25 protein-coding genes are annotated in these 22,677 nt (G+C 63.7%); 6 read left to right on the top strand and 19 right to left on the bottom strand.

Going from position 1 to position 22,677, the window contains the following annotated elements; all coding sequences use genetic code 11:
* Position 1: 1 nt before the first annotated feature.
* The 17 genes from fliF to ACYHH6_RS30995 form a co-directional block, all read right to left on the bottom strand.
* On the bottom strand, positions 2-1,645 hold the full coding sequence (gene fliF, locus ACYHH6_RS31075; protein ID WP_352586316.1) for a flagellar basal-body MS-ring/collar protein FliF: 1,644 nt from the start codon (positions 1,643-1,645) through the stop codon (positions 2-4).
* Between the two features lie 195 nt (positions 1,646-1,840).
* Positions 1,841-2,725 carry a flagellin N-terminal helical domain-containing protein gene (locus ACYHH6_RS31070; protein ID WP_352586317.1) on the bottom strand — a complete coding sequence of 295 codons (885 nt, stop codon included), beginning with the start codon at positions 2,723-2,725 and terminating at the stop codon, positions 1,841-1,843.
* 281 nt (positions 2,726-3,006) lie between these two features.
* A complete protein-coding gene (locus tag ACYHH6_RS31065; RefSeq protein WP_352586318.1) occupies positions 3,007-3,891 on the bottom strand; it encodes a flagellin N-terminal helical domain-containing protein in 885 nt (294 codons plus the stop codon).
* Positions 3,892-4,107: 216 nt separating this feature from the next.
* Positions 4,108-4,839 carry a flagellar type III secretion system pore protein FliP gene (gene fliP / locus ACYHH6_RS31060; RefSeq protein ID WP_352556202.1) on the bottom strand — a complete coding sequence of 244 codons (732 nt, stop codon included), beginning with the start codon at positions 4,837-4,839 and terminating at the stop codon, positions 4,108-4,110.
* Positions 4,836-5,336: a flagellar basal body-associated FliL family protein gene (locus ACYHH6_RS31055; RefSeq protein ID WP_352586319.1), complete on the bottom strand. Its 501-nt coding sequence runs from the start codon at positions 5,334-5,336 to the stop codon at positions 4,836-4,838. The genes fliP and ACYHH6_RS31055 overlap by 4 nt, the downstream gene beginning before the upstream one ends.
* 17 nt (positions 5,337-5,353) lie before the next feature.
* Complete coding sequence (gene flgH / locus ACYHH6_RS31050; protein WP_112559332.1) at positions 5,354-6,058, bottom strand: flagellar basal body L-ring protein FlgH; 705 nt, start codon at positions 6,056-6,058, stop codon at positions 5,354-5,356.
* Positions 6,055-6,630 (bottom strand): MotE family protein, encoded by a 576-nt coding sequence (locus tag ACYHH6_RS31045; RefSeq protein ID WP_352586320.1) that lies wholly within the window; start codon positions 6,628-6,630, stop codon positions 6,055-6,057. The genes flgH and ACYHH6_RS31045 overlap by 4 nt, the downstream gene beginning before the upstream one ends.
* 3 nt (positions 6,631-6,633) lie before the next feature.
* Positions 6,634-7,875, bottom strand: a complete 1,242-nt coding sequence (locus ACYHH6_RS31040) for a flagellar basal body P-ring protein FlgI (RefSeq protein WP_352586321.1) — start codon at positions 7,873-7,875, stop codon at positions 6,634-6,636.
* Positions 7,872-8,396: a flagellar basal body P-ring formation chaperone FlgA gene (flgA, locus tag ACYHH6_RS31035; protein WP_352586322.1), complete on the bottom strand. Its 525-nt coding sequence runs from the start codon at positions 8,394-8,396 to the stop codon at positions 7,872-7,874. Before flgA ends, ACYHH6_RS31040 begins: the two co-directional genes overlap by 4 nt.
* Before the next feature lie 6 nt (positions 8,397-8,402).
* Positions 8,403-9,191 (bottom strand): flagellar basal-body rod protein FlgG, encoded by a 789-nt coding sequence (flgG, locus tag ACYHH6_RS31030; protein WP_112559336.1) that lies wholly within the window; start codon positions 9,189-9,191, stop codon positions 8,403-8,405.
* Between the two features lie 11 nt (positions 9,192-9,202).
* Entirely contained in the window at positions 9,203-9,538 is a 336-nt protein-coding gene (gene fliE / locus ACYHH6_RS31025; RefSeq protein ID WP_203278535.1) for a flagellar hook-basal body complex protein FliE, read from the bottom strand.
* Entirely contained in the window at positions 9,538-9,954 is a 417-nt protein-coding gene (gene flgC, locus ACYHH6_RS31020) for a flagellar basal body rod protein FlgC (protein ID WP_142865957.1), read from the bottom strand. Before flgC ends, fliE begins: the two co-directional genes overlap by 1 nt.
* Positions 9,955-9,956: 2 nt before the next feature.
* Positions 9,957-10,337, bottom strand: coding sequence for a flagellar basal body rod protein FlgB (gene flgB, locus ACYHH6_RS31015; RefSeq protein WP_112559338.1), 381 nt, complete (start codon positions 10,335-10,337; stop codon positions 9,957-9,959).
* Positions 10,338-10,428: 91 nt separating this feature from the next.
* Entirely contained in the window at positions 10,429-11,643 is a 1,215-nt protein-coding gene (locus ACYHH6_RS31010; RefSeq protein ID WP_352586323.1) for a hypothetical protein, read from the bottom strand.
* Positions 11,630-13,051 carry a flagellar protein export ATPase FliI gene (fliI, locus tag ACYHH6_RS31005; RefSeq protein WP_488500505.1) on the bottom strand — a complete coding sequence of 474 codons (1,422 nt, stop codon included), beginning with the start codon at positions 13,049-13,051 and terminating at the stop codon, positions 11,630-11,632. Before fliI ends, ACYHH6_RS31010 begins: the two co-directional genes overlap by 14 nt.
* A gap of 3 nt (positions 13,052-13,054) precedes the next feature.
* The gene (gene flgF / locus ACYHH6_RS31000) at positions 13,055-13,780 is read right to left on the bottom strand and encodes a flagellar basal-body rod protein FlgF (protein ID WP_112559340.1); all 726 of its coding nucleotides are present in this window, start codon (positions 13,778-13,780) and stop codon (positions 13,055-13,057) included.
* A 7-nt stretch (positions 13,781-13,787) separates the two neighbouring features.
* Positions 13,788-15,599 carry a DUF1217 domain-containing protein gene (locus ACYHH6_RS30995; protein ID WP_352586325.1) on the bottom strand — a complete coding sequence of 604 codons (1,812 nt, stop codon included), beginning with the start codon at positions 15,597-15,599 and terminating at the stop codon, positions 13,788-13,790.
* A 143-nt stretch (positions 15,600-15,742) separates the two neighbouring features.
* Between ACYHH6_RS30995 and motA the strand changes: the two genes are divergently transcribed.
* From motA to ACYHH6_RS30965, 6 genes are all read left to right on the top strand, one after another.
* The gene (motA, locus tag ACYHH6_RS30990) at positions 15,743-16,618 is read left to right on the top strand and encodes a flagellar motor stator protein MotA (protein WP_112559342.1); all 876 of its coding nucleotides are present in this window, start codon (positions 15,743-15,745) and stop codon (positions 16,616-16,618) included.
* 35 nt (positions 16,619-16,653) lie between these two features.
* Positions 16,654-17,586 (top strand): FliM/FliN family flagellar motor switch protein, encoded by a 933-nt coding sequence (locus tag ACYHH6_RS30985; protein WP_352586326.1) that lies wholly within the window; start codon positions 16,654-16,656, stop codon positions 17,584-17,586.
* A gap of 33 nt (positions 17,587-17,619) precedes the next feature.
* A complete protein-coding gene (gene fliN, locus ACYHH6_RS30980; RefSeq protein WP_112559344.1) occupies positions 17,620-18,009 on the top strand; it encodes a flagellar motor switch protein FliN in 390 nt (129 codons plus the stop codon).
* A 108-nt stretch (positions 18,010-18,117) separates the two neighbouring features.
* The gene (locus tag ACYHH6_RS30975; protein WP_352586327.1) at positions 18,118-19,137 is read left to right on the top strand and encodes a flagellar motor switch protein FliG; all 1,020 of its coding nucleotides are present in this window, start codon (positions 18,118-18,120) and stop codon (positions 19,135-19,137) included.
* Positions 19,138-19,149: 12 nt separating this feature from the next.
* Complete coding sequence (gene flhB, locus ACYHH6_RS30970; protein WP_352586328.1) at positions 19,150-20,232, top strand: flagellar biosynthesis protein FlhB; 1,083 nt, start codon at positions 19,150-19,152, stop codon at positions 20,230-20,232.
* Positions 20,229-20,666, top strand: a complete 438-nt coding sequence (locus tag ACYHH6_RS30965; protein WP_112559347.1) for a hypothetical protein — start codon at positions 20,229-20,231, stop codon at positions 20,664-20,666. The genes flhB and ACYHH6_RS30965 overlap by 4 nt, the downstream gene beginning before the upstream one ends.
* Positions 20,667-20,721: 55 nt before the next feature.
* Here the strand turns inward: ACYHH6_RS30965 and ACYHH6_RS30960 are convergent, their stop codons facing one another.
* Positions 20,722-21,492, bottom strand: a complete 771-nt coding sequence (locus ACYHH6_RS30960) for a helix-turn-helix transcriptional regulator (protein WP_352586329.1) — start codon at positions 21,490-21,492, stop codon at positions 20,722-20,724.
* The gene (locus tag ACYHH6_RS30955; RefSeq protein ID WP_352586330.1) at positions 21,489-22,199 is read right to left on the bottom strand and encodes a helix-turn-helix transcriptional regulator; all 711 of its coding nucleotides are present in this window, start codon (positions 22,197-22,199) and stop codon (positions 21,489-21,491) included. The genes ACYHH6_RS30960 and ACYHH6_RS30955 overlap by 4 nt, the downstream gene beginning before the upstream one ends.
* Positions 22,200-22,677 lie beyond the last annotated feature (478 nt).

The following is a 22,677-nucleotide window of genomic DNA, read 5'->3' as shown; positions in this document are numbered from 1 at the left end:
TCTACACCGTTGCTTCCTGAGCGGCCCATTTGCGCAGGATCTGCGCTGTGCGCTCCTCGTTGAGATCGACCATGCGGGCAAGCCGTTCCTGTGGCGCCGGCCTGATCTTCTGACGAAGATCGTCGAGCGGGGTCGGGCCTGGGCGGCCGCTCGGCAATGCCGCCGGCGGAGGTTCGGCAGTGGCGGTGGTTTCAGGTGTCGGCAGCGAACGCTGGACATCGTCGAAGCTCGGACCGGCAAGTGCGGGCGTCGGCCGCGTGGTCAGCGCGGTGGCCATCGGCCTCAGGCCGAAGAAGGCGACCAGGAACACCACGACGATGAAGGCGCCGGCATTGATCATCGTGCCGGCATGGGTTCCGATCGATGCCATTATGCCCGGCTGTTCGATCGGCTCGCCGTCCAGCCCGTCGATGAACTCGACCGCCGAGACATCGATGATGTCGCCGCGCTTGTCGTCGAAGCCGGTGGCCGAGGCCACCATCTTCTGGATGTCGGCGACGCGCTTGGCGATCTGCTCGGGCGTGGCGTCCTTGCCGAGGATGGTCATCAGTCGCTGCTGGTTGACGACGACGGCGATCGACATTTTGGTGACGGAATAACCGTTGGAGACGGTGGCGATCTTCTTGGAGTTGATCTCGTAGTTGGTGATCTCCTCCTTGCGATCGTTCGCCGATGTCGTCTGCGGGCCGTCGGTGCTGGTCGCCTGGGTCTCGGGCAGGTTCTGCTCGACGCTGGCCGGGGTCGAGGCCTGCCTCTGGTTGCTGTTTTCGTTGGCGCGCACCGACTGCACCGAACGCTCGACGCGCGACTCCGGATCGAAGATCGTCTCTTCGGTCTGGCGGGTGTCGGTGTTGACATCCGCCTTGACGCTGGCGCGGAAATTTTCTGGTCCGAGATAGGGCGTCAGTGCGCGGCGGATGTTGTCGCCGATCTGTGCCTCGACGGTCTGCTCGACGCCGAGCGTGCGGGCGGCACTGGTGTTGGAGGGGTCGTCGCCGGCGGCGAGAAGGTTGCCGTTGGAATCGAGCACGGTGACCTTGTCCGCCGACAGGCCGGGCACGGCGGCGGCGACGAGATGGCGGATCGACATGGCGCTCTTTTCGGCGTCGATGCCGGAATAACGGATGACCACCGAGGCCGAAGGCTGCTGTTCGTCGCGGCGGAAATTGGCGCGCTCGGACATGACGATGTGGACGCGGGCGGCCTTGATGCCGGCGATCGACTGTATGGTGCGGGCGATCTCGCCCTCGAGCGCGCGCACGCGGGTGATCTGCTGCATGAAGGAGGTCAGGCCGAGCGACCCGACATTGTCGAAGAGTTCGTAGCCGGCATTGGCGCTGGTCGGCAGCCCCTTTTCGGCAAGCAGCATGCGCGCCTGCGCGGTGGTGCCGGCCGGCACCAGCACGGAGGTACCGTCGGAGCCGACGTCGAAGCCGATGCCGGCCTCGCCGAGCACCAGGCCGATCTGGTTCACGTCGGAGCGGTCGAGCCCGACATAGAGCGTCTCATAGGCGGGGCGGTTGAGATAGACCGAGCCGATGCCGATGACGGCCATCACCAGCGCGGCAATGCCGGCCAGCATGACGAGGCGCCTGACGCCAAATGCCCTGAGATTCGAGATGATGCTCTGGATCTGTTGCGGCACGATTCAAGCGCTCCCAGCATGATATTCCGTGGGAACACTAGACCGCGAAGCTTGTGCGAAGATGATAGAGCATGTCGCCCAGAAGTGTGTAGCGGTTCCGGGCCAACGACATGCTTCAAAACACGGCCACAAAGCGAAAGGGCCGCGCTGTTGGCGCGGCCCTTCAATCCGAAGGCGGCGAAAGCCGGGTACGGCCTATTGCTTGAACAGCGCCAGGATCGACTGCGAGTTGCCGTTGGCGATCGACAGCGACTGGATGCCGAGCTGCTGCTGGACCTGAAGGGCCTGCAGCCGCGTCGATTCCTTGTTCATGTCGGCGTCGACCAGAGCGCCGACGCCCTTGTCGATGGAGTCCGACAGGTTCGACAGGAAGCTCTTCTGGGTGTCGATGCGCGACTTGGCGGCGCCGAGATAGGCGGCACCCGTGGACAGTTTGGCCAGCGCCGTTTCAACGGCGCCGAGTGCGGTGTCGATGGCAGCCGGGAGGACCTGGGTGGTGCTCGGATCGAAGAAGGTCGTAGCCAGCAGGCCGCCGACGATGCCGCCCGTGCCGGCAATGTCGAGAACCTGCGTATCGGCAGCCTTGACGTCGATGGTGTCGATGGCGACGGTCGTGCCGGTGCGGTTGTAGGAAGCGACGATCTTCAGGTCGGAGGCTGCGGTAGCATCGTTCTGCAGCAGGTTCGAGCCGGCATAGGAAGCGTTGGTGACCGACGACTTGATCTGGTCCTGGATGGCCTTGATTTCGGTCGCGATCTTCTGCTGGTCGTCCTTCGAGGCGCTGCGCGCGGTAACCAGCTTGGCCTTGATCAGATCGACCTGGTCCTTGATGTCGGTGATGGCGGTGTAGGCGGTGTCGACCTTGCCGGCGCCGAGGCCGAGGGCGTCCTGAACAGCCGAAAGCGCCTTGTTGTCGGACTTCATTGTGGTGGCGATCGACCAGTAGGCAGCGTTGTCGCTGGCGGTGGCGACGCGGTACCCCGTCGAAATGCGCGACTGGGTCATTTCGAGCTGCTTGTTGGTGTTGTTCAAGCTCTGAAGCGCGGTCAGCGCCGAAGCGTTCGTCATGATGCTTGCCAAGATCTTTACCCCTTCTCAAAAACTGGCGTGTCACGCACACGCCGGATCAACTTCATCAGGGGGTAGGCATAAGCCCATCGACCGTCTGGTCTGCCCGCCATGGTATCGTTAACCATGACTACCGGGATATGGTTAATGGCCTGTTAAAACAAGCCAATCCGGGCGCTGGCCAAAAGCAAAATCGGCCGCCATTTAAAGAGAAAATCAACAGCCACAAAAAGAAATCGGGCCGCGCTGTTGGCGCGACCCGATCGGATATTGTCAGTCGTAAAGTCGAGAGATCAGCCGCGGAAGAGCGACAGGATCGACTGCGAGTTGCCGTTGGCGATCGACAGCGCCTGGATGCCGAGCTGCTGCTGGACCTGGAGGGCCTGCAGACGGGTCGATTCCTTGTTCATGTCGGCGTCGACCAGAGCGCCGACGCCCTTGTCGATGGAGTCCGACAGGTTCGACAGGAAGCTCTTCTGGGTGTCGATGCGCGACTTGGCGGCGCCGAGCGAGGCAGCGCCGGTGGACAACTTGGCAAGCGCCGTTTCAACGGAGCCGAGCGCGGTGTCGATGGCAGCGGCGGTAACCGCCGTGGTGCTTGGATCGAAGAAGGTCGCAGCAAGCAGGCCGCCGACGATGCCGCCCGTGCCGGCGACATCGAGAACCTGCGTGTCGGCAGCCTTGACGTCGATGGTGTCGATGGTGACGGTCGCGCCGGTACGGTTGTAGGAAGCGACGATCTTCAGGTCGGAGGCGGCGGCGCCGTCGGTCTGCAGCAGGTTCGAGCCGGCGAAGTTGGCGTTGGTCACCGACGACTTGATCTGCGCCTGGATGGCGTTGATTTCGGTCGCGATCTTCTGCTGGTCTTCCTTCGAGGCGCCGCGAGCGGTGACGAGCTTGGACTTGATCAGGTCGACCTGGTCCTTGATGTCGTTGATGGCGGTGTAGGCGGTGTCAACCTTGCCGGCGCCGAGGCCGAGCGAATCCTGAACCGACGAAAGCGCCTTGTTGTCGGACTTCATCGAGGTCGCGATCGACCAGTAGGCGGCGTTGTCGGAAGCGGTGGCGACGCGGTAGCCGGTCGAAATGCGGGCCTGCGTCTGCTCGAGGGATTTGTTGGTGCTGTTCAGGCTCTGCAGCGCGGTCAGCGCCGCGGCGTTCGTCATGATACTGGACATGGCTACTCGTACCTTGGTTTTTACAGGGTGTTTTTTTGCATACCGGCTTTTCCGGTATGACGGAGCGGCATCATGCCAATGATCGTGAGATCCGATCACCCGCCATCTGCGAGCAATATGCGGGCAAGTCCCTACCAAAGGGCTAAACGGGACGGTTAACCGGAAATATAATGCATAAAATTTTTGGCCAGGCGCGCCCCGCAGCGTCGCGGGCGGTCAGGTGAAGGATCGCACCAGGCTGCCGACCAGCAGGTTCCAGCCGTCGATGAGGACGAAGAACAGGATCTTGAAGGGTAGCGACACGACGGTCGGCGGCAGCATCATCATGCCCATGGCCATGGTGATGGTGGCGACGATCAGATCGATGACGAGGAACGGCAGCACGATCAGGAAACCGATCTCGAAACCGCGGCGGATTTCGGAGATCATGAAGGCCGGCACCAGAATGCGCAGGTCGACGGTTTCCTTGGCAACCACCTGGCCGCGTTCGCGGGCGAGATCGGCGAACAGGTCGAAATCCTTGTCGCGGACATTGTGCAGCATGAAGGTGCGGAACGGGTCCGAGATCTTCTCGAACGCCTCGGTCTGGCTGATCTGGTTGTCCATCAGTGGCTTGACGCCGGTGTTCCAGGCCTGGTCGAAGGTCGGCGCCATGACATAGAAGGTCATGAACAGCGACAGCGAGATCAGGATGAGATTGGCCGGTGTCGACTGCAGGCCGATGCCGGCGCGCAGGATCGAGAAGGCGATGACGAAGCGGGTGAAGCTCGTCACCATGATCAACAGGCCCGGCGCCACCGACAGCACGGTGAGCAGGCCGAACATCTGAATGATGTAGCCGACGGTGGCGCCGTCGGCCTTGCCGATGCCGCCGAGATCCAGCTGCTGGGCAGCGGCGACAGAAGTGGCGCCGACGACGATCGCGGCGGCGAGGATGAGTTTTCTCATTCGAGCAGCAATGTCCTGATCAGAACCTGTTTGGCATGGCCACCGCTGCGGATCGCGGCGCGCTCCTCGAGGTCGGCTTTCAAATGCTGGTAGCCGCTGGCGCCTTCGATCTGATGCATCTTCAGGGTGCGGACCATGGCCAGCAGGTCCTGGTGAATGCTCTCGGTGAGCTCCGGCGGTTGCGGCGCATCGTAGACCACCGACGCTTCCAGCCTTATCCAGATATCGGCAGGCGCGGCCAGATTGGTGGTGATCGGCGCCAGCTGCACGAGCGTCGGCCCGATGCCCGGCGCATGTTCTGCGGCCGGGCTCGGCTGCTCGGCGTTGGACTGGTTCTCGGGTGCAGCCGGCACCGGTACCGGTCCGCCGACGCCCTTCAGATAGTCGCCGGAGACCCAGCCCATACCGATGGCAGCGCCCGTCACCGCCAAAAGCATCGCGAGCTGGATGACAAGCGATGGGCCCTTTTTGGGCTGGACCTGTTCGACATTTGCCACGGCGCCGTTCTCCGGACCTAGAAGGGGAGGACTTGGTCGAGGATCTGCTGACCGTAAGCGGGCTGCTGGACTTCGCTGACGCGGCCGCGGCCGCCATAGGAGATGCGCGCCTCGGCGATGCGTTCGTAGGAGATTGTGTTTTCGGCGCCGATATCTGAGGGGCGCACCATGCCGGCAATGGTCAGCACCCTGAGCTCGTAGTTGACGCGCACTTCCTGAGAGCCCCGGATCATCAGATTGCCGTTGGGCAGCACTTCGGTGACGACTGCGGCGACATTGAGCTCGAGGTTTTCCGAACGCTTGATCTCGCCGTCGGCATTGGTTTCGGTGCTGGAACTCAAGCCGGCGTCGCCCTTGCCGCTGGTGCTGGCATCTTCCCATCCGAGTTTGACGTCATAGCCGAGCTTGCGCGCGGCGGTGCGGCTCCTGTCGTTCTGGTTCTTGAAGTTGGCCTTGTCATTGAGCTTGATCCTGACGGTCAGGATGTCGCCATCGCGCAGCGCGCGCGGATCGGTGAACAATCGGCTCTGGCGATCGTCCCACAGCGAGAATTTCTTCACCGGGGCCCGCGGCTCTTCCGGGTATGAATAGGGCGCATTGACGCTGCCGGTGATACCGGTGCCGACCGGCGACAGCGCCGGCTCCCTGCCGATCTCCTTCGGGTCGACGGCGCAGCCAGACAGTGCTGCGGCGGCGACCAGGACGAGCAACTGCAACTTCATGACGGATCTACCCTTCGGGCCGCGCTGGCCATGATGCCGGTGAGCGTGGCCGCCGCCTTCTGGTCCATTTCGTTGAGAATGACGCCGGCCTTGCGCGAATCGAGCTTCATCAGGATGGCGGCGGCGAGATCGGGGGTGACCATGGCCAGGCGCTCGGCCGCGGCGTCCGGCTTCATGCCGGCATAAATCTTGACGACGCCGTCCTCGGCGCGGGCCAGGAACACTTCGCGCCGCTTAAGCCATTGCTCGTATTCGGCGCGCTTCTCGTCCAGCGCCTTCATGCGCTGGTCGATGCCGGCCTGCAGCTGCTTCAGCTCTTCGGCCTGCAGTGAGTAGCGGCGGTCGCGGGCGGCGTCGGCGATGTTGGAGCAGAAGCGCTGGATTTCGCTTTCGTCTGGGGCTTTCTCGCGGACCAGCTGCTGAGGTGCAGCGGGCGCCTGTGCGCCGGGCAAAACCTGCCGCACCGCTTCTTCCGCGCGAACCGGCATCACTGAGACGAGCGTGGCGAAGGCACAAGCTGCCAGGGCTGCGTTGCGGCGGTGTTTTGGAGAAAGGCGATCGATCATCTTCATGGCCTATTGAAGAACCAGATCGGCCTGCAAAGCGCCGGCCGACTTGATGCCTTGCAGGATGGCAATGATGCCGTCCGGCTTGACGCCGAGACGGTTGAGGCCGGACACCAGCGTTTCGAGGTTGGGTCCATCGAGCACGGCGACGCGCGCATCGGGCCGCGTGGCTTCGATGGTGGTGAAGGGTTCCTCAGCGGTCACGCCCTTGGAGAAAGGTTCGGGCTGGACGATTTTCGGCTGCTCGGTGATGCGCACGGTAAGCGTGCCGTGGCTGATCGCCACGCGCGAGATCTTGACCTCGTTGCCGATGACGATGGTGCCGGTGCGCTCGTCGATGACGACCCGCGCCGGCGTGTCGGATTCGACCACCAGGTTTTCGATCTCGGCATAGAAGCGCGCCGCCGAAACATTCTTCGGCCGTCTGATCTGCACGGTGCGCGCATCGCGCTCCGCCGCAACGCGCATGCCGAAGCGCTGCGAGGTGTAGCCGTTGATGGCGTCGGCGATGCGGACGGCGGTCGAGAAATCGGGATTGCGCAGCTGCAAGGTGAGCAGCGACTGGTCCTCGAACTCGGCGCGCACGGTGCGCTCGACAATGGCGCCGTTGGGCACGCGTCCGGCCGTCGGCACGCCCTGCGTCAGCTTTTCTGCGTCGCCCTGGGCGGTGAAGCCGGAAACGATCACCGAGCCTTGCCCGACAGCGTAGATTTCGCCGTCGGCCGCCTTCAGTGGCGTCATCACCAGCGTGCCGCCGGCCAGCGAGGTGGCGTCGCCCATGGAGGAGACGTCGATATCGATGCGGGCGCCGGACTGCACATAGGGCGGCATGTTGGCAGTGACGATGACGGCGGCGACGTTCTTGGCCCGCGCGCTGCCGCCTTCCGTGGCGATGCCGAGATTTTCGAGCATGGCGCGGATCGACTGTTCGGTGAAGGGCGAATTGCGCAGGCTGTCGCCCGATCCGGCGAGGCCGATAACGAGGCCGTATCCGACGAGCTGGTTGTCGCGCGAGGCCTGCAGTTGCGCGATGTCCTTGATGCGCGAGGCGACCTGGCCGGGCGGCAGCGAGCTTGGGCCGTTGGAGACCCTGAACATGCGGCTGGTGGTGGCCGGGTCGTATTCGGGATCGACAAAGGCGCCGCCATTCTGGCCGGCAAGATCGCGCTTTTGCTTGGGCGTCAGACCGTCGGCCAGTGCCGGCTGCAGGCTGAGAACGACCGCGAGCAGAAGGGCAGGTCCGCGCCTCATGAAGCGCTGACCCGGATGGTGCCGTCAGCCATCACCGTGCCGGAAAAGATCTTGCCGCTGTCGGTGTTGCGGACCTTGATCAGATCGCCCGCGGCGCCCGGCTGCAGCGATACTGCTGTGGCCGAAATGGTGAGATCGCCGGCGATGAAATAGACCTGCACGGCGGCGCCCTGTTCGACCAGCCAGGCATCGCGGATGGCGGCGACTGGGATGTAGCGGCCGGGCAGCAGCGTGCGCTTGGCGACCTTGCCCTTGAGTTCCTCGGCCTGCGTGGCGACCGCATCCGGCCTGTGCTTGCCGGGCAGCAGCGTCACCGGTTTCAGCGCGCCTGTATCGATCATCTCGCCGGGGTAAATAACCCGATTGGGGATCAACACGACCTCGCCAGCCGCCTGGTTGCTGGCGACCTGCGTTGCCTGTTGGTCTGCACTCTCCTGGGCAAAAGCCGGCACGCCGCCGGCCACCAGCGCCAGGATCAGCGCGGTGCGGCAAAGCGCGGAGCGGGAGGCCGGAGAGACCATCAAACCTTACCTGATGTTCTTGGACACGACCGAGGCCATGTCGTCGGCGGCCTGGATGACCTTGGAATTCATCTCATAGGCACGCTGCGCCGAGATCAGCTCGGTGATTTCCTTGACCGGATCGACGTTGGAGGCCTCGAGATAGCCCTGCTCGACCGTGGCGAAGCCGGGATCGCCGGGTACACCGACATTGGCCGGGCCGGAAGCCGGCGTTTCCTGGAACAAGTTGTCGCCGAGCGGCGCGAGGCCCGCTTCGTTGGCGAAGTTGGCGAGCTGCAGCTGGCCAAGCAGCTGGAGATCGGTCTGGCCGTCGATGCGGGCAAAAACCTGCCCGGTCTTGTTGACGACGACCTCGATGGCATCGACCGGCACGGTGATCGCCGGGATGACATTGGCGCCGTCGACGGTCACCAGCTGGCCGGTGGCGTTGGTGTTGAAGGCGCCGGCGCGGCTGTAGAGCGTGCCGCCGTCGGCGCCCTCGATCTGGAACCAGCCGCGGCCGGTCAGCGCCATATCGAAACTGTTGCCGGTTGAGGTAAGCTCGCCCTGTGTATGGACGTTGCGCACCGCCGTCGTCTTGACGCCGAGGCCGATCGAGACGCCTTCCGGCACCAGCGAGGAATTGGACCGGTTGGGCACGCCTTGCGTACGATCGACCTGGTAGAGCAGGTCGGAGAATTCGGCGCGCGCGCGCTTGTAGCCGGTGGTGTTGATGTTGGCGATGTTGTTGGCGATGACTTCCAGATTGGTCTGCTGGGCGTTCATGCCGGTCGCTGCAATGGCGAGTGCTTTCACGGCAAGTCTCCTCAGATGCCCATACGGCTGATTTCGAGATAGGCGGAGACGACCTTGTCGCGGATGGCGATCGTGGTCTGCAGGGCCTGCTGGGCGCTCATGACGGCGTCGACGACCTGGCGGGTATCGGCGTCGCCCTTGAGCGCCTGGATCGAGACCTGCTCGGCATTCTGCAAGGTGTTGACGGTCTTTGAAGCGGCCTGGCTCAGCGCCTCGGCGAAGGTACCGCCGATCTCGCCGCCGGCCATGGGCGCCGTGGTGCCCTGAAACAGGTCGGTCGCGGCGTCAGTGCCGCCGATCTCCGGCTTCAGTGGAAGCGATCCGATACCGCCAATGCCGCTGATCATTACTGGTTCCTCATCAGGTCGATGGTCATGGAGATCAGATCACGCGCCTGCTTGATGACCTGAAGGTTGGCTTCGTAGGAGCGGTTGGCTTCGCTCATGTCGGCCATCTCGACCAGCACGTTGACGTTGGGCATCTTGACGTAGCCCTTGTCGTCGGCGGCCTCGTTGCCGGGCTGGAACTCGACGGGAAAGTCGCTGGGATCGCGGTCGATGGAGTTGACCTCCACCATCGTGCCGCCCGAGGCACGGTCGAGCTCGGAGACGAAGCTGATGGTCTTGCGGCGATAAGGGTCGGCGCCCGGAGTGTTGCCGGTCGACTGCGCGTTGGCAAGGTTTTCCGAGACCACGCGCAAACGATCCGACTGGGCGCCGAGGCCGGATGCGGCGATCTTGAGGGCTGCGGTGAGCGCGTCCATGGTCAGGTCTTAACCGCCATCATCATCATCGAATGGAAGGCCTTGACGATCGCCGTGTTGAGCTCGAAGGAGCGGCGGACCTCGCCAGCCTTCATCAGCTCGTTCTCGACCACCACGGTGTTCTTCGACGGCATGATGGCGCCGGTGGTCTCTTCGGGCTTGACCGTGAAGCCGGCATTGGTGGCGGCGGTGCCGAGATGGCCGGCCTGGGTGGCGGTCAGCGACACAGCGGTGCGGTCGAGCACCTTCTCGAACGGCTCGACATCGCCGGCGGTGTAGCCCGGCGTGTTGACGTTGGCGATGTTGCCGGCAATGGCGGACTGACGCACGGACAGCCATTGCGACTGCTTGGCTGCAAGATCGAAAAGGTTGACGGGCTCCATGGGGATCTCCAGGCTGGTACGCACCAGACTAGGCCGCCAGTCTTGCGCGGACCTTGCGCGGGCCGGCCCGTGCCGCAGCTGGAGCGTGCGATTATTTGGAGAGTTCGATCACCTGGTCGGTGCTGGTGACCATGACCCATTTGCCGCCGTGCTGCTCGATCGATGAGACCACGCTGGAGTCGGGCAGCTTCGAGCCGCGCTGAACGATCCACAGGCCGGCATCGTCCTCGATCATGGCGCGGCCATTGGCGACATGAACCATGCGGAATTTGGGATCCGCCGGAAAGGGCTGCTCGTCGACGCCGGGAGCCTGGGTCTTGTCCTCGGGGTCCTGCAGCGTGCCGGTTGCGAACAGGTCGACATCGGGAACATCGTTCGCCGTCAGTGGCTGGCCGGAATTTTCCATCTGCGAGCCACCGCTGACGCGACCGGCATTGGTGCCGCTGCCGCCGAACTTGATCGCCTGAACGCCGAACTGGTCCTGATTGAAGAAGATATACCAGGGGAACAGCGCGCAGATCAGGCCGAGCGTGATGCCAAGCGCGGCAAAGACGATATCGCTGCGGCGGTCATCGTTCTTTTTCACCTTGGGAAACTGCGCCCTTGGCGGCTGCGGCCAGTCGACGTCGGGAAAGAGCCCGTCGAGCAGGGAGTCACGACTGGCAGCGATCGCCTCGTCGAGTTCGGTATGCGGAGCCTTGGGCAGTGGGGGCTTGGCGAAAGCGGGCGGAGCAGGTCTGGCCACCTCGGGGAAGGCAGGCTTGCTGACATCGCGCAATGCAGGTTCGACTGTTCTGATCGATACGGGCTTGGTCTCGCCGGTTGCAGCAGGCTTGGCCATTTTGCGCGAGGCAGACTTGGCTGCTTTGCGCGCCGCTACTCTGGCCGCCTTGCGCGACGCCGCCTTGGACGCGCTGCCCGATATAAGTTTCGCGCTGCCCAATGCAAGCTTGGACACACTGCGCAAGGCAGCTTTGGGTGCACCGACCAAGGCAAGCCTGAACGCGCCGGGTGTGGATGGCTCGCCCATGCCGGGCAAGGCTAGGTCGGCTACGCTCGGCAAGGCAGCCTCAGGCGAGCCGAGCAAGGCAGGTTCGGGCACGCTGCGCAACGCGGGCTGGACCAGTCTTGGCAAGGGTGGCTTGGCCGCCCTGGCCAATGCGGCCTCGGTTTTGGCTGCCTTGGCGCGATCAGCTTTCGCCTTGGCAGCCCTTGCTTCGTCAGCCCTGGCTTCCTCGGCGGCGGTGGCCTCGGCCAGCATCTCGCGCAAAAGCCGCTCGGTGTATTGGCGCTCAGTCTCCGGCATCGACACTTTGCTTGCCTTTCAGATGACGGGCGAGGTCGGAGAACGCGTCGCTCGAGGCGCGATCCTTCGGCGACTGCGTCAGCGCTTCGTAGATCAGCGGCACCTGGCGCACCGCAATGTCGAGTTCGGCATCGGCGCCGCCCTGGTAGGCGCCGAGCAGGCGGATGTCGCGCGTGTCCTCGAAGCGCGAGATCATCGACTTAAGCCTCGTCACCAGCATGCGCTGCTCGGGGCTCCATGCCTTGTCGGCGAGGCGCGAGATCGACGACAGCGGATTGACCGGTGGATAGCGGCCCTGTTCGGCAATGGCGCGGTCGAGCACGACATGGCCGTCGAGAATGCCGCGCACCGAATCGGCGACCGGGTCGTTGTGGTCGTCGCCGTCGACCAGCACCGATATGATGGCGGTGATGGACCCTTGGCCTTTGACACCTGGGCCTTCAGCGCCCGGTCCGGCACGCTCGAGCAGCTTCGGCAGGTCGGTGAAGACGGAAGCAGGATAGCCGCGGGCGACCGGCGGCTCGCCGGTGCCGGTTGCCACTTCGCGCAGCGCATGGGCAAAGCGGGTGATCGAATCCAGCACCAGAAGCACGCGGTGGCCCTGGTCGCGGAAATGTTCGGCAACGCGCATGGCGGTGTCGGGCGCGCGCCGCCGAATCATGGCGCTCTCATCGCTGGTGGCGACGACGGCCACCGTCTTGGCCATGCTTTGCGCACCGATCGTGTCTTCGAGGAATTCGCGCACCTCGCGGCCGCGTTCGCCGATCAGCGCCACGACCACCGTATCGAAAGCGTCGGCGCCGGCCAGCATGGCAAGCAGTGTCGACTTGCCGACGCCGGATCCGGCAAAGACGCCGAGGCGCTGGCCGAAGCAGAGCGGCGTGAAGATGTCGATGACCTTGACCCCGGTCGTGAAGGCGGTGCCGACGCGCTGCCGCGCCATGGCGCCGGGCGTGGTGCCGTCGCCGCTTGCCGCTTCGCCGTTCCTGATCAGCGGCGGACCGCCGTCGATGACGCGGGTCAGCGCGTCGATGGCGCGGCCGCGCCACGAGGCGTGCGGCGTTACCACCAGCGGACCGCGGCGAAACACGGCGTCGCCGATGCCGGCATCGGCGCTGCGTTCGAAAGGCGCGATGACGACCTCGTCGCGGCCGATCCTGACGATCTCGCCGCGGCGCGTGCCAGCGTTGCCGCGCTGCTCGACGAGGTCGCCCAGCCTGGCGACTTCGGACAGGCCGCGCACCTTGTAGTGCGTCGGCGAAACCTCGGCGACGCGACCGCCGCGCCGCAGCAGAATTTCGGTATCGTCGAACCGGCGCCAGATCCGCTCCAGCGCAGCCAGCCGGTTTTCCGGTGCTGCTTCTGGCTGCCGTTCAAGCGCACGTATCGATGATTGCGGGCTCGACATGCGCTACGACTTGGAGCCGAGCGTCTTGATGGCGTCGTCGGTCGAGGCGTCGGTCTGGCGCATCAGCGCCGCCGTGTTCTCGAAGGCGCGCTGAACCATGATCAGGCGCGTCATCTCGAGCACCGGATTGACGTTGGATTCCTCGACAAAGCCTTGCGCGACGCCGAGATCGGAGCGGTCGGTGACCGGCTCCGGCGCGCGTGAGGGAACGATGCCCGAATTGCCGTAGCGGACGAAATTCGGGCCTGGGTCGAAATTGAACAGGCCAATGGCACCGACGAGCTTGTCGCCCTGGCGCAGCGAACCGTCGGCGCCCGCCTTGGGTGGCCCGTCGCGCGGGTCGAGCTGGATCGGCGCACCGCCGGCATCGAGCACCGGATGGCCCTCGAGCGACATCAACTCGCCGTTCTCGTTCATCGAAAAACGTCCGTCGCGCGTCATCACGGTGCCGGCCGGCGTGTCGATACCGAACCAGGCATCGCCCTGGACGGCGAAGTCGAACGGATTGCCGGTCTGCGTCATCGCGCCATGCGCGCCGGACAAATAGGTTTTGCCGGAGGAGGCAAACGACACCGATTTGGGGCCGCTGCCGGAGACGACATCCTCGAACTTCACGCCGGTGGCGCGAAAGCCGATGGTCGAGGCGTTGGCGACATTGTCGGCGATGGTGTCGAGACGGCGCTCGAGCGCGATCTGCGAGGAAAGGGCGACGTAAAGGCTGTCCTGCATGGTGCTCTCAGAATTTCAGTTTCTGCATGGCCATCATCAGATCGGTCGAGATGCCGACGGTGGTCGGTTGGGCAAACAGCACACCGACCGATGTCGATGCCGTCGAGGTCGGATGATTGATTTCCCACAGGCTGGTGAAGCGGGTCAGGAATTTGTCGAGCTTGGCCGGGTCGGTGAAATCGGTGAGGTCGAGCTTTGCCTCGAAGGCCTGCGCCTGCTTGTCGATATCGGCGGTGGCGAAGGAGTCGGGCAGGCCGATCGCGGTGCGCACGACGCTGGCGAGCGCGGTGTCGGCCAGCACGTCGTACCAGTTGGTGATGGTCGGCGCCTTGCGTTCGAAATAGAGCGCCAGCCGCACACCCTCATTGGTCTTGCCGGCATCCTCTTCCAGCGTCTGGCGCATGTATTTGTCGACGACCGGCTGCTGCGACGGGCTGCGGGTCGTTGCGGCTTCGCCGTAAGCCTCGAAATTCAGGGAGGTGGCGAGCCTGGCGTAGGCCTTGTTGGACAGCTTGTTGGCGATGCTGGCGGGGTCGCGTACGCCGCCCTCCAGGACATCGCGGACAAGATCCTTGTTGGTGGTTGCCGGATCGAGCCCGCTGGCCGATAGCGCATAGTTGTAGAGCCTGCTGTCGGCCATCAGGTCGTCGATCGATTTCACCTTGGTGATGTTGGCAAGGTAGTAGCTGGTCTCGGCCTGGACGGCGTCCGCATTCGGCTTGATGAGGCCAAGACTGGACTCGGTCGTGTAGAGCTTCGGCGTGGTCTTCAGCACGGCGTCGCGCATGGTCGTCTGGTCGCCATATTGGGCGAAGTCGAAGGCGCTGACGAAGTTGGCGTAGCTCTTGTCGGTCAACTGGTTGGCGGGGCTGAACGGATCGGTGACGCCTCCGTTGACCATCGTACGGATCTGCCTTGCCGTCTGGGTCGATGCGTCCAGCCCATACGCAGCCATGGCGAAGGTCAGCAGGCGCTTGTCCTTCAAGAGGTCCTCGATCGATTTCACCTTGGAGATGTTGGCCGCGTAGTAGTCGGCCTCGCCCTTGATGTATTGCGCGGTCGGCTTGACCAGCACCAGCCCGGTTCCGGCCATGACGGCTTTGGGAACCGCCTGCTGGACGGCGTCGCGTGCTGTCGCCTGGTCGCCATACTGGGCGAAGTCGAAGGCGGCGACGAAAGCTGCGTAGCCCTTGTTGGTCGACGTGTTCGCGGGGCTGTTCGGGTCGGTGACGCCGCCTTCCAGCATCGCCCGGACGGTCGCAGGCGCCTCGGCGTCGGCATCGAGGCCGAATGCAGCCATTGCATAGGTAAGCAGGCGATCGTTGCCCATCAAATCGTCGATCGATTTAACGTTGGAGATGTTGGAGAGATAGTACGAGGTCTCGCCCTTGTAGTAACTGAAGCCGTTCTGAGCGACGCCGGCCGAGACCTGAACGCTATAATTGTTGGTCACACCCTGCTGCGCCGGATTGTAGCTCGTGGCATTCTCGCCCAGCGCTGCGAAATTGAAGGCCGAGACGAACTCGGCGTAGCGCTTGTCGGTCAGTTTGTTGGCGAAGCTGTCGGAGTCGGAGACACCTTCCTTCAGGGCTTTGACCATGAAGGCCTTGGCGTAGGCCATGTCACCAAGGCCAAAGGCCTTCATGGCATAGGTGAACAGACGGGTGTTCTTGACGAAATCGTCGATCGATTTCACGCTGCCGATGTTGGCGAGATAGTAGTCGGTGTCGCGCTTATTGATCGGGTCCGCCTCGATGCGGTCGATCGCCTTGGGAATATCCCTGGCGATGAGCTGGTAGCTGGTAAAAGTGCTCAACACGACATGCCTCCGGTCGCAGCTTCAGAGTCAGAGTATGCGGACTTGCTTGCGCGAGGCTGAATCGGTTCGCCATGCGTGATTCAAGCCTCACACAAGGCACGGAGGCTATCGGTTAGGTCTGACGTGATGCGGAAGGATCTGGCGTGGGCATTCTGATCGGACTTGTGGTGACGCTCGGCTGTGTTCTCGGCGGCTTCATGGCCATGGGCGGCCATCTGCATGTGCTGATGCAGCCCTGGGAAGCGGTGGTCATCTGCGGCGCCGCGCTCGGCACCTTCCTCGTCGCCAACCCGATGAAGACGGTCAAGGACACCGGCAAGGGCATTCTCGAAGCCTTCAAGCAGGCGGTGCCGAAGGAGCGCGACTATCTAGAGACGCTAGGCGTCCTGCACAGCCTGATGCGCGAACTGCGCTCGAAATCCCGCAGCGAGGTCGAGGCGCATATCGACAATCCGGAGGAGTCAGCGATCTTCCAGGCGTTCCCGACCGTGCTCAAGAATCACGACCTGACGCATTTCATCTGCGACTATTGCCGCATCATAATCATCGGCAACGCGCGCTCGCATGAGATCGAGGCGCTGATGGACGAGGAAATCCAGACCATCAAGTCCGACAAGATGAAGGCCTATCACGCGCTGGTGGCGGTGGGCGACGGTCTGCCGGCGCTCGGCATCGTCGCCGCCGTGCTCGGCGTCGTCAAGGCGATGGGCGCGCTCGACCAGTCGCCGGAAATCCTTGGCGGTCTGATCGGCGCCGCCCTTGTCGGAACCTTTCTCGGCATCTTCCTGTCCTACGCCGTGGTCGGGCCGGTCGCCACCAAGATCAAGACCGTGCGCGAGAAGAAGAACCGCCTCTACATCATCGTCAAGCAGACGCTGCTCGCCTACATGAACGGCGCCCTGCCGCAGGTGGCGATCGAGTTCGGCCGCAAGACCATCTCGTCCTATGAGCGGCCGACCATCGACGCCGTCGAGCAGAGCACGATGAACACAGCCTCCGCCGAGAAGAAAGCGGCCTGACCCATGCATGACGACAGACAGGACCGCGCGCCGTCATGACAAGTCCTGGCAGCCCCTCGCAAGCCCGCTCGCTGATCATCGAGCGCCTGGTCGGTGACAGCGGTGAGGCCGCTCATGTCATCGGCGCCGGGCGCTCGATGGGCGAGCGCGCGCTGCCGCTGTTGCAGAAGAGCCTGGCCGGCGAGCTCGGCGCTCCGGTAACCGTCGACCTGCGCGCGGTCGAGATCAGCCGCGTGCCGGATGCGCGCGCGCATGCCGGCGATGCCTTTGCCATGACCATCATAGCATCGCCGACATCCTCGGATGCGATGACCCTGGTGGCCGATGCGCCGGCCATCGCGGTGATGGTCTGCGCGCTGTTTGGCGGTGATCCGGATCAGCCGGTTTCGCCGATCGAGCGCGCTCTGTCGCAGATCGAAACCGATGTGGCGACCACGGTGTTCCAGGAGGTTGCGCAGGCGCTGAACGGTTCCGGGCGGCGTTCGCTCGAACTGCGACTGCCGGTGCCGCGGGCGCTTTCGGGCAGCGAAGCCAAACGCCGTGTGCTGCGCGATGGCGCTGCGGTGCGCATCGCCTTCGGCATCTCGACGCCGACCGACAGCGGTACGGTCACGGTGATGATCCCGCAGCGCATCCTGCTGGCGACCCGCGGCATCGCCGATGTCCATGACAGCGAAGGCACGACCTCCGACTGGCGGGCCCGCTTTTCGGAAGAGGTGATGCGCTCGACGGTGACACTCGAAGCGACCATGCCGTTGGCACGCCTGACGCTGGGCGATCTCGCCGGCTTCGAGCCGGGCCAGGTCATCGAATTCGAGGAAACGGCGCAGTCGCACGCAAAGCTGAGCGCGCGCGACAAGACGCTGTTTGTGTGCGAGTTCGGCAAACTCGGGCAGAATTACACCGTCCGGATCAGGCATCCTTACGATGCCGGTCAGGATTTTATCGATGGGCTCATGCCGGGCTGACGCCGAGCAAAGCCAAGCATTTGGAGACGACGTATGGCCAAGACCAAGGTGGAAGCCAATATCGACCAGCCGGACGAACAGCTCGACCGCGCCATCGAGGAATTGCGCGGCGTCCTCCAGGAGGAGGAAAAGCGCCCCGACGCCGCCTTGCGGGCCGCCATGTCCGGCAGCAATTCGAACATCATCATGAGCATTCCGGTCGATGTGCAGATCATCCTCGGCAGCACGGAAATGCCGGTGTCGGACCTGATGGCGCTGCAGAAGGGCTCGACGGTGGCGCTGAACCGGCGCATCGGCGAACCCGTCGATGTGGTGGTCAACGGCCGCAAGATCGCGCGTGGCGAGATCACCGTGCTGGAAAGCGATCCGTCGCGCTTCGGCATCAGGCTGACCGAAATCATCGCTGCCACCAAGAGCGCATAGAGTATTTGTTTTTACGCAATTCCGGACGGAAAACCGCACACACTTTTCCTGGAATTGCTTCAAAGGGATAGACGATATGCGGTCTCAGCAGCGATCGGAGCATATGCCATGACGACGCCGGTCACGCTCACGCGCCCGCAAAAGGCCGCCGCCATCCTGGTGGCGATGGGCAAGCCGTCGGCCAGCCGGCTTTTGAAGTTCTTCAAGCAGGAAGAGCTGAAGGCGCTGATCGAAGGGGCGCGTCTGTTGCGCACCATTCCGCAGAGCGATCTCGAACGCATCGTCGCCGAATTCGAGGCCGAATTCACCGAGGGCGCTGGCCTGCTCGATTCCGCCGACCGGATGGACACCATCCTCAATGAATCGCTGTCGCCCGAAGAGATGAGCGCCATCATGGGCGACAAGCGCTTCGAGGTCGCGCCGGAAGGACCGCCGCCGATCTGGCCGGAGCTGGAAAAGCTCGAACCGACGCGGCTCGGCACATTCCTTGCCGCCGAACATCCGCAGACCGCGGCGATGGTGCTGTCGAAGCTTGCGCCGCAGGCTGCCGCCAACATCCTGCTGACCATGGAAAAGCCGATGCGCAGCGAGATCATCAAGCGCATGGTGACGATGGCGACCATTCCCGACGCGGCCACCAGGATCATCGAGAACCAGCTGCGCGCCAGCGTGCTGGCGCAGACCGCGACCAAGGACATCTCGGCGGGACAGGCGCGCGTTGCCAGTGTGCTCAACGAAATGGACAAGCCGCAGCTGGAAGAGGTCATGCAGGATCTGGAAGAGGCCGGCACGCCGGACCTCGGCGGCGTCCGCTCCAGGCTGTTTGCCTTCGACGATCTGCCGCTGCTGACGCAGAAGGCGAGAGTGCTTCTGTTCGACGGGCTGTCGACCGAACTGATCACGCTGGCGCTGCGCGGCGCGCCGCCCGCATTGACGGAGTCGGTGCTGTCGGCAATCGGCGCCCGGTCGCGGCGCATGATCGAGTCGGAACTCGGACAGGGCTCGGAAGGCATCCAGCTTGCCGACATCATGGCGGCGCGCAAGAACATTGCAGTGGCGACAATCCGGCTTTCGCGCGAGGGGGCTTTCGAACTTCCGTCCTCGTCGCAGCAGAGCGAAGCGGCCTGACGCTGAGCAACAATGGCTGAAGCGGCGGACAAAGACTCCAAAACCGAAGACGCGACAGAAAAAAAGATCCGCGACACCATCGAACAGGGCAAGCTGCCCCATTCGCGGGAGGCGGCGCTGCTGGCGTCCTTCATCGCCATATTGGTGTTCACCGTCTTCTACGCCAAGGACGCGGTCGTCAATCTCGGCATGTTCCTGTCCATGTTCCTGGAAAAGCCCGAGGCATGGCCGATGGACACCGAGACCGATGTCATCGCGCTCTACAAGACCGTGATGATGGAAATAGGCCGTGCCGTCGTCAGCCTGCTGGTGCTGCAGGTGGTGGCCGGCATCGGCGCCTCGGTGCTGCAGAACATGCCGCAATTCGTCGGCGAGCGAATCCGGCCGCAGCTATCACGCATCTCGATAGCCAAGGGCTGGACCAGGACGTTCGGTATTCAGGGCTGGGTCGAATTCCTGAAATCGCTGGGCAAGCTCGGCTTCGCCAGCATCGTGCTCTACTTCACGCTGTCGCAGGACTACCGCCAGCTGCTGGCCGGCATGATCACCAACCCCGTCGCTTTCGGCCTCGTCATCAAAAGCATCACCGTCGACATATTGGTGGCGATCGTCTTCGTCATGGGGTTGATCGCGGCTGTCGACGTGGTCTGGTCGCGCTTCCACTGGAAGCAGGATCTGCGCATGACCAAGCAGGAGGTCAAGGACGAGTTCAAGCAGTCCGAGGGCGATCCGATCATCAAGTCGCGGCTGCGCTCGCTAGCGCGTGACCGGGCACGCAAGCGGATGATGACGGCGGTGCCGCGCGCGACGCTGATCATCGCCAATCCGACGCACTTTTCGATCGCGCTTAGATATGTCCGCGACGAGGATTCGGCACCTGTGGTGCTGGCCAAGGGCCAGGACCTGGTGGCGCTCAAGATTCGCGAGATCGCCAAGGAGCACAACATCCCGATCTTCGAGGACGTGGCGCTCGCCCGCTCCATGTACAAGCAAGTTTCGGTTGATAGCGTGATCCCGTCGCAATTCTACCAGGCCGTCGCCGAACTGGTGCGGATCGTCTACTCGAAAAAGGCTGAGCGGAGACAAATTTCATGAACCGCCAACCGCACGCGAAATCCCGCGAACTCATCGTCGCCAAGGCTATCGAGCAGGTGGTGGACGAGTTGCGCCTGATCGATGTCGCCGACTACATCGCCTTCATCCGGCTCGAGCATTTCGCTTGCCTGTCGGATCTCGTGGATTCGGCGGTGGAGCTTTATTTCCTGCCCGGTACGCTGCGGCTCGGCCATGGCGGTGAGGCGCATGTCGACTGGAGCGGCAGCCCGCGCATCGTGCTCGATCTCGAGCTCAGGCCGCCGGGTGTGACCGTCTATTTCCAGCTGACGCTGAGCGAAGAGAGGTCTTCGGTCGCCGTCAACTATGTGTCGTTCGAGAAGCCCGGCGAAGACCCCGAGCACAACACCGCCTTGCTGGAAACGGTGATCGAAGAGGCGCGCATCCGGAGAACCGAGCCACTCGCTTATCGCTGACTTTTTGTCCGTTATCCCAATCGTCTGAGCACGCCAGCCTGAAGGTAGGCGGGCATCACTCGATCAGCCCCAGCCGCAACGCCTTGGCCACCGCCTGGTTGCGGTTGACCGCGTTGAGCTTCTGCGTGGACTGGGTGAGATACTGGTTGGCGGTGTGGACGGACAGCTTCAGCAGCCTGGCGATCTCTTCGCTGGTGTTGCCGTTGGCGGTCAGCTTCAGGCACTCCAGTTCGCGCTTGGAGATCGAGCGCATCCGGGTGGCGTCGTTGGGACGAATGCGGGCAACGGCGGCGAACAGCGAGAAACAGCGGGCGTGGATTTCGTAGAGCATGTCCTCCGGCAGAGCGATCGTCGAGCCGAGGAACACCACCAGCCCGCAATGGCCGCGATCGGCATGGACGGGAAAGGCAATGCCGTTGGTGCCCGGCGCCAGGGGGGCTGCGCGCTCCGTCCAGGCGAGGTTCTGGAAGACAGTGTCCGAGCCGGCGATGCCGTCATCGGCCCACCAGCGCGGCGCCGTGGAGGTGCCGCTGTGGCGCACCATCTCCTCGCCATTGGCGCCGGCGATGAACTTGGTCGCGACAGCGGTGGCCGGATAATCGGAATCGAAGCTCGGCACCAGACGCGCCCGCTCCGGCGAAGGGCTGACGAAGTAGAGGCCGAAGGCCGACGCGTTGATGTCGACGGCGATCCAGCGGCAGCGGCGCACCGCGTCGGGGATGGTGACGGCATGATGCGTTTCGGAACCGATGGAGAAGGCGCCGAATGGATTGCGCTGCTCGTTGAAAAGGGCTTCGGCCGCCGCCTTGATGTCAGCGTGTTTCAAATGATGCCGCTCCTGATCGCCGTGGCGATGGCCATCGCGCGGTTCGAGGCCGCGAATTTCTGGATGGCGTGGGTGATGTAGCTGTTGACGGTGTTGGACGAGACGCCAAGGATGACCGCGACCTCGTCGGTGGTCTTGCCTTCCGACACCCAGAACAGGCATTCGCGCTCGCGGTCGGACAGCGGATCCTGCATGGCGGCGGCGGCGACCAATTGCGGAATGGTGGACAGCGCATAGCAGCACTTCAGCTGCGCCTTCATCAGCGCCGGCTGGTCGATCTTGCCGGCCTCGGCCGCCGAGAACAAGGCAAACAGCCGCTGGCCTCCGACATTGAGCCGCAGCGAATAGACTTCCGCATGGCCAAGCACGTCTAGCAGGCGTGCTTCCTCGCCGGTGAGCAGCCCGCCGGCGTTGGGCGCTTCGGCAGCCAGCAGCGGCTTCGGGCGAATGCCGGGCGCTACGGTCAGCGGTCCCTGGGCGAGGCCGGCGATCAGCCGTTTGCCGATCAGTTCGATGGCGTCGAAGATCCAGTTGGAGGAGACGATGCGGGCGTCGTTGCGGTCCTGGTCGTGGACGATGGCGACGAGCATGTAGCTGTCGGCGCCGATCTCGGCGGCAAGCTGCATGAAAAAGGAGGTGAGATCGCCGCGGGACGCGAGGCGCGAACCTAATGTGTCGGATTGCAGAAGCGCGGCGGAACTGCTCATTGGATGCTTTGGTTGTATGTCATGGCCGGAATCTTTTCTTGAGCCCGGATGCTGGGTCACCAGCGGCCGAACTTGAAGACGCATCACGTTTACGAAGCACGCACACGGCGCGGGGTCGCGCGGATCGCCGAATCCATTCAGGGAACGCGAAGCCGTCCGCGTCTGGTGCCGGTCAGAGGCCGGAACTTGAGACTTTGGGTGGTCGCCGCGCCCCCCAAGGACCGGCTGATTCGGGTCTAATCTACCCGCAGATGAATCCGACATCAAACGCGATTTGACAAAAACGTTTTTTTTGGACTCGGGCGACTCGGAGGCGGACTGCGAGGTCTTTTGCTGCCTCGAGCGACCTGAAACGCCGACACGAAAAAGCCAGAGGTGTTGCGACACTGCCGTATCGAGGGCCGATCGATTCCGATAGGTTCTGGGCGACCGGCAGGGGTGGGCATCCCTTCGGTCGTTAAAGGCGATTTGGCGGCGC

The sequence above is a fragment of the Mesorhizobium sp. P171375 genome, from assembly GCF_057786075.1.
Note: the sequence above shows the minus strand (reverse complement) of the source record. Positions and strands in the feature narration are given on the sequence as shown.

Coding starts and splice junctions, on each gene's coding strand:
- ACYHH6_RS31065 (WP_352586318.1), bottom strand. CDS start 3,891: ATGTCCAGTATCATGACGAACGCCGCGGCGCTGACCGCGCTGCAGAGC.
- fliP (WP_352556202.1), bottom strand. CDS start 4,839: ATGAGAAAACTCATCCTCGCCGCCGCGATCGTCGTCGGCGCCACTTCT.
- flgH (WP_112559332.1), bottom strand. CDS start 6,058: ATGAAGTTGCAGTTGCTCGTCCTGGTCGCCGCCGCAGCACTGTCTGGC.
- ACYHH6_RS31045 (WP_352586320.1), bottom strand. CDS start 6,630: ATGAAGATGATCGATCGCCTTTCTCCAAAACACCGCCGCAACGCAGCC.
- ACYHH6_RS31040 (WP_352586321.1), bottom strand. CDS start 7,875: ATGAGGCGCGGACCTGCCCTTCTGCTCGCGGTCGTTCTCAGCCTGCAG.
- flgA (WP_352586322.1), bottom strand. CDS start 8,396: ATGGTCTCTCCGGCCTCCCGCTCCGCGCTTTGCCGCACCGCGCTGATC.
- fliE (WP_203278535.1), bottom strand. CDS start 9,538: ATGATCAGCGGCATTGGCGGTATCGGATCGCTTCCACTGAAGCCGGAG.
- flgC (WP_142865957.1), bottom strand. CDS start 9,954: ATGGACGCGCTCACCGCAGCCCTCAAGATCGCCGCATCCGGCCTCGGC.
- flgB (WP_112559338.1), bottom strand. CDS start 10,337: ATGGAGCCCGTCAACCTTTTCGATCTTGCAGCCAAGCAGTCGCAATGG.
- ACYHH6_RS31010 (WP_352586323.1), bottom strand. CDS start 11,643: ATGCCGGAGACTGAGCGCCAATACACCGAGCGGCTTTTGCGCGAGATG.
- fliI (WP_488500505.1), bottom strand. CDS start 13,051: ATGTCGAGCCCGCAATCATCGATACGTGCGCTTGAACGGCAGCCAGAA.
- flgF (WP_112559340.1), bottom strand. CDS start 13,780: ATGCAGGACAGCCTTTACGTCGCCCTTTCCTCGCAGATCGCGCTCGAG.
- ACYHH6_RS30985 (WP_352586326.1), top strand. CDS start 16,654: ATGACAAGTCCTGGCAGCCCCTCGCAAGCCCGCTCGCTGATCATCGAG.
- fliN (WP_112559344.1), top strand. CDS start 17,620: ATGGCCAAGACCAAGGTGGAAGCCAATATCGACCAGCCGGACGAACAG.
- ACYHH6_RS30975 (WP_352586327.1), top strand. CDS start 18,118: ATGACGACGCCGGTCACGCTCACGCGCCCGCAAAAGGCCGCCGCCATC.
- flhB (WP_352586328.1), top strand. CDS start 19,150: ATGGCTGAAGCGGCGGACAAAGACTCCAAAACCGAAGACGCGACAGAA.
- ACYHH6_RS30965 (WP_112559347.1), top strand. CDS start 20,229: ATGAACCGCCAACCGCACGCGAAATCCCGCGAACTCATCGTCGCCAAG.
- ACYHH6_RS30955 (WP_352586330.1), bottom strand. CDS start 22,199: ATGAGCAGTTCCGCCGCGCTTCTGCAATCCGACACATTAGGTTCGCGC.